At 74.1% G+C, this 4,621-nt stretch carries 5 protein-coding genes; all 5 read right to left on the bottom strand.

The window, feature by feature from the left end; all coding sequences use genetic code 11:
• Positions 1-807 (bottom strand): DUF3500 domain-containing protein (locus AC0CYZ_RS29875; RefSeq protein WP_472221742.1); only part of this gene is annotated, 807 nt, incomplete at its 3' end.
• Positions 804-1,133 carry a putative quinol monooxygenase gene (locus tag AC0CYZ_RS29870; RefSeq protein ID WP_472221741.1) on the bottom strand — a complete coding sequence of 110 codons (330 nt, stop codon included), beginning with the start codon at positions 1,131-1,133 and terminating at the stop codon, positions 804-806. The genes AC0CYZ_RS29875 and AC0CYZ_RS29870, both read right to left, overlap by 4 nt.
• Before the next feature lie 34 nt (positions 1,134-1,167).
• Positions 1,168-2,265: an acyl-CoA dehydrogenase family protein gene (locus tag AC0CYZ_RS29865; RefSeq protein WP_472221740.1), complete on the bottom strand. Its 1,098-nt coding sequence runs from the start codon at positions 2,263-2,265 to the stop codon at positions 1,168-1,170.
• A 27-nt stretch (positions 2,266-2,292) separates the two neighbouring features.
• Positions 2,293-3,465: an acyl-CoA dehydrogenase family protein gene (locus AC0CYZ_RS29860; protein ID WP_472221739.1), complete on the bottom strand. Its 1,173-nt coding sequence runs from the start codon at positions 3,463-3,465 to the stop codon at positions 2,293-2,295.
• Positions 3,466-3,562: 97 nt separating this feature from the next.
• The coding region (locus tag AC0CYZ_RS29855; protein ID WP_472221738.1) for a glycoside hydrolase family 3 N-terminal domain-containing protein at positions 3,563-4,621 on the bottom strand (1,059 nt) is incomplete at its 5' end.

Raw genomic sequence — 4,621 nt, 5'->3', positions numbered from 1 at the left:
GATCTCGGTGGCGGCCCGGTCGGCCTCGGTGACGCCGAGCTGGGCCTCGAGCCCGTCGTGCATCGACCAGAGCCGGTCCTCGAGGGTCTGGTCGTCGAAGTGGCCGCGCCACAGGTCGGGCAGCGGGATGAGCCGGTCGCCCGGCGCGACGTGGACGCGGTTCGCCCCGATGACGTCCGCCGGTGCGCGCTCGGTGAGCACCGCGGCGCCGCGCTGGTCCGCGTCGAGGGCGTGCAGTAGGGCCCGCCCGGTGTCCTCGATGCCGCCGAGGGGACGCAGCTCCTGGCCGCCGAGCAGCGGCGAGACCATCGGGTCGGCGCCGAGGAAGCACGGCGAGCCCGCGACCGCCTCGCCGTCGACCACCAGGTGGTTGACCGAGACGTGGTGCCCGCCGAAGCGCCAGCCCCACGGGGCCTCGCCCGACGGGTCGCCGAACACGCGCAGGTAGTACATGCCGGGGTCCCGGCCGCGGTCGCGGGCGAAGCCCGCCGTGAAGCCCTCGGTCCGGTCGAGGACGTTCTCCAGCCCCATGATCGTCGACGCGCTGACGTAGCCGGCCTCGGAGAGCCCCGTCGCGAGCAGCCGCATGGCGCCGCGCTGCTGGTGGGGCAGCTGCTCGTGCAGGGTGAGCCCGCCGTGGTCGGTGGGCGTGTAGTACCAGGCCACCCGCTCGGCCTCGGCCGCCTTCGACCCCGGCCAGGCCCAGCAACCCTGCGCACGCTGCTCGTCGTCGAGGGTGTCCCGCCAGGCCGCCGCGGCCTCGGCCATCGCCGAGGCCACGGTGGCGGGGGACGCGGCAGCGGTCACGCGATCCGCTTGACGCGGGTGATCACGAGGCCCTCGGCACCCCCGACGAGCAGGTCGTCGAGCTTACCGGCGAAGTCGACGAGGTGCGGGGCGGCCAGGTGCGCGTCGAGCTTCTCGCCGCTGGTCCAGTTCTCGTAGAAGAAGAAGGTGGCCGGGTCGTCCTCCGCGACGTGCAGGTCGTAGTTGACGTTGCCGTCCTCGGCGAGGGTGGTCGGGACGAGTGCCTCGAGACCGGCGCGCAGCTCGTCCTCCTTGCCGGGCTTCGCGGTCATGCGGGCGATGACCGTCAGCAGGCTGCGGTCGTCCTCGGTGGGCGTGGCGGCCACGGTGACTCCTTCGTCGTCGTCGTCTCGGTCGAGCTCAGAACGTCAGGGCGGCCAGGTGCTCGCGGTGCTCCTCGGCGGACCCGAAGAGGGGCGCCCGGCGGCGGGCGCGCTTGTAGAAGAAGTGTGCCTCGTGCTCCCAGGTGAAGCCGATCCCGCCGAAGAACTGGATCATCGCCCCGGTCGCGTCCCACGCGGCGTCGGAGGCCTTCGCCCCGGCCACCGCGACCGCGATGCCCGTCCCGGGGTCGTCGGTGTCCAGCGCGTGCGCCGCGAACAGCACCGCGTGCTCGGCCATCGTCACCGCGACATGCAGGTCGGCGAGGGCGTGCTTGAGGGCCTGGAACGACCCGACCGGCACGCCGAACTGGGTGCGGTCGCGGTCGTAGGCGACGGTGCGGCTCAGGGCCTCGCGGGCGACCCCGACGAGGTCCGCGGCGTTCAGCACGGCGCCGCGCGCGAGCAGCGCGGCAACGGCGTCCGGTCCCCCGGCCGCCAGCGGCTCGGCCGGCGTGTCGGTGAACTCGACCGCCCCGACGCGGGCCGTGCCGTCGTAGGTGCGCTGGTCGCGCACCGTCATGCCGGACGCGCCCGCCTCGACCAGGTACAGCCCGGGCGTCCCCGAGGCGTCGGTGGCGGCGACGACGACCAGGCCCGCGACGGCCGGGTAGTCCACCGGCGACGCGGAGCCGGAGAGCCGGCCGTCGTTGGCGTCCACGGTGATCCCCGAGCCGTCCCAGGCACCACCTTCACCGCGCAGCGCGACCGTGCCGACGGTCTCGCCGGCGGCCAGGGCCGGCAGCCAGCGCGACTGCTGGTCGGCGGACCCGCCCAGCCGGATCGCCTCGGCCGCGAGGACCGTGGCGAGCCACGGCCCGGGCGCGACGCCGGCGCCGAGCGCGCGGGCCACGACCTGTGCGTCGACCAGGCCCAGCCCCAGCCCGTCGTGCTCCTCGGGGACGAGGACGGCGAGCGCGCCCTGGTCCGCGAGGCCCTTCCACAGCGTCAGCGGGTGCCCGTCGCCGTCCGGGTCCTCGACGACGCCGCGCACGGCCTCGAGGTCGAACCGGTCGGCCAGGAACTCGCTCACCGTCGAGGCGAAGGCCTGCTGCTCGTCGGTCAGTGCGAAGAACACGGAAGTCTCCTTTGCGCGGCCGAAGGCCTAACGGGGCAGGCCGAGCACGCGCTCGGCGACGATGTTGCGCTGGACCTGCGAGGAGCCGCCCCAGATCGTCACCGACCGGGACCAGTGGTCCTGCGCGTGGAAGGGGGTGAGGTCGACGTCGGGGCGCGGGGCGGCGAGCGTCGCCTCCGGGCCGAGGACCTTCTCGAAGGCCTCCCAGAGGTCCTGGAACGCCTCGGACCACTGCAGCTTCGTCATCGACGACTCCGAGCCCAGGTCCTTGCCCTGCTCGGTCTGGGTCAGGATGTGCATCGCGTGGTAGCGCAGGCACTCCAGCTCGACGAGGCAGCGGGTGAGCTCCTGGCGGGCCACCGGGTCGTCGGCGCGGCCGAAGCGCTTGGCCTCGGCGACGATCTCGTCGTACTGGCGGCGGAACTCGGTGTACTGACCCACGCCCGAGGCGCCGCGCTCGAAGGAGAGCAGCAGCATCGCGGTGCGCCAGCCCTGGCCGATCTCGCCGAGGCAGTCCTTCGCGGGCACGCGGGCGTCGGTGAAGAAGACCTCGCCGAACTCGCTCGCCCCGCTCATCTGCTTGAGCGGACGGGCCTCCACGCCGGGCTGGTTCATGTCGATCAGCAGCATCGACAGGCCCTTGTGGCGCTCCGAGCCGGGCTCCGTGCGGACGATCGTGAAGATCTTGTCGCCGTGCATGGCGTTCGTCGTCCAGATCTTCTGGCCGTTGACGACGTAGTCGTCACCGTCGCGCACGCCGCGCGTCGCCACCGCGGCGAGGTCGGACCCGGCGCCGGGCTCGGAGAAGCCCTGGCACCAGATGACCTCGTTGCGCAGCATCGGGCCGATGATCTCGGCCTTCTGCTCGTCGGTGCCGATCGCCATGATCGTCGGGGCCAGGAAGGTCAGCCCGAGCACGTTGACGGTCTGCGGCGCGTGCGCGCGCACCGTCTCCTCGTCGTAGATCGCTTTCATGCCCGGGGTGCCGCCGCGCCCGCCGTACTCCACCGGCCACTGGATGCCGGAGAAGCCGGCCGCGGTCTTGCGGGCCTCCCACTCGCGGCGCTTCTCGAACGACTCCGTCGTGTCGAGCGAGGCCCAGTACCCGGGCTCCGTCCACTCGGCCGGGATGTTCTCCGCCAACCAGGTCCGCAGTTCGGTGCGGAACTGCTCCTCCTCGGCGGTGTAGGTCAGGTCCACATCGGCTCCAACGCTCTCTGCGGTCGGTACGCCTCCGGTACGCGCCCGCACTCTCGCAGGTCCGGCCGCGCGCCGCACTACCGACGGGTAGCAGCGATCAGCAGGTGAGGATCCCCTGCCGCTCCTTGAGGGAGAGGACCCGCCGGACGGCGTCCTGGGCGCGGGCGGCGAAGGCGGGCTCGCGCGCCGCGGCGGTGATGGCGTCCACCATGGGCGCCAGGTCCTGCGGCCGGATCGTCAGGACCAGGTCGCCACCGGCGGCGAGGAACCTCGTCGCGCGGTCGCCGACGGGGGTGCCGGCCAGGGCCGCCGCCGCGCCGACGTCGTCGGTCATGATCACGCCGTCGAACCCGAGGCGCCCGCGGAGCAGGTCGCGCATGATCGTCGAGGAGAAGAGCGCCTGGTGGTCCGGGTCGATCTTCGCGTAGCGGGCCGAGGACATCATGACCAGCGGCGCGCCGGCGCGGATGCCGGCCGCGAAGGACCCGAGCGAGGCCGAGTCGGCGCTCGTCGCGGAGTCGACGACGCCCCCGGCGAAGTCGGTGTTCTGGCGCACCTCGCCCAGGCCGGGGAAGTGCTTGAGCGTCGGGGCGACCCGGGCGCCGAGCATGCCCGCGACGAAGGCGCCGACGGCGGGGGCGACCGTGTCGACGTCGGTCCCGAACTGGCGCCCGTACTTCCCGACGGGCGCGTTGGCCGTGCCGAGCGCCGGATCGACGACGTCGGCGACGGGCGCGAGGTCGACGTTCACCCCGACGTCGCGCAGCTCCTTCCCCCACGCCCCGGCGTCGCCGCGCAGCCCGGCCGCGTCCCGGCCCTGGCTCGTGGCGGGCGGGATGCGGGTGAAGCCGGGCCCCTTCAGCTCCTGGACCTGGCCGCCCTCCTGGTCGGTGGCGACCAGCAGCCCGACGTCCCCGCCGCCGGTCGCCTCGGCGCTCGTGACGACCTTCGTGACGGCGTCGGCGCTCGCGGTGTCGCCGTCGGTGAGGATGATCCCGCCGGGCTCCGCCGCGAGTGCCGCCCGCGCCGCCGGGCCGACCCCGCCCGCGGGGACGCCGACGACGACGAGCTGGGCCCACCGCTGGGCCGGGGTGAGGCGGTCGAACGTCGCGGTGACGCACGCGGAGGCTCCCGCCGGACCCGGCGTGATCGGGGG

Source organism: Actinomycetospora sp. (assembly GCF_055612215.1).
This window is presented reverse-complemented; position numbering and strand designations above follow the sequence as displayed.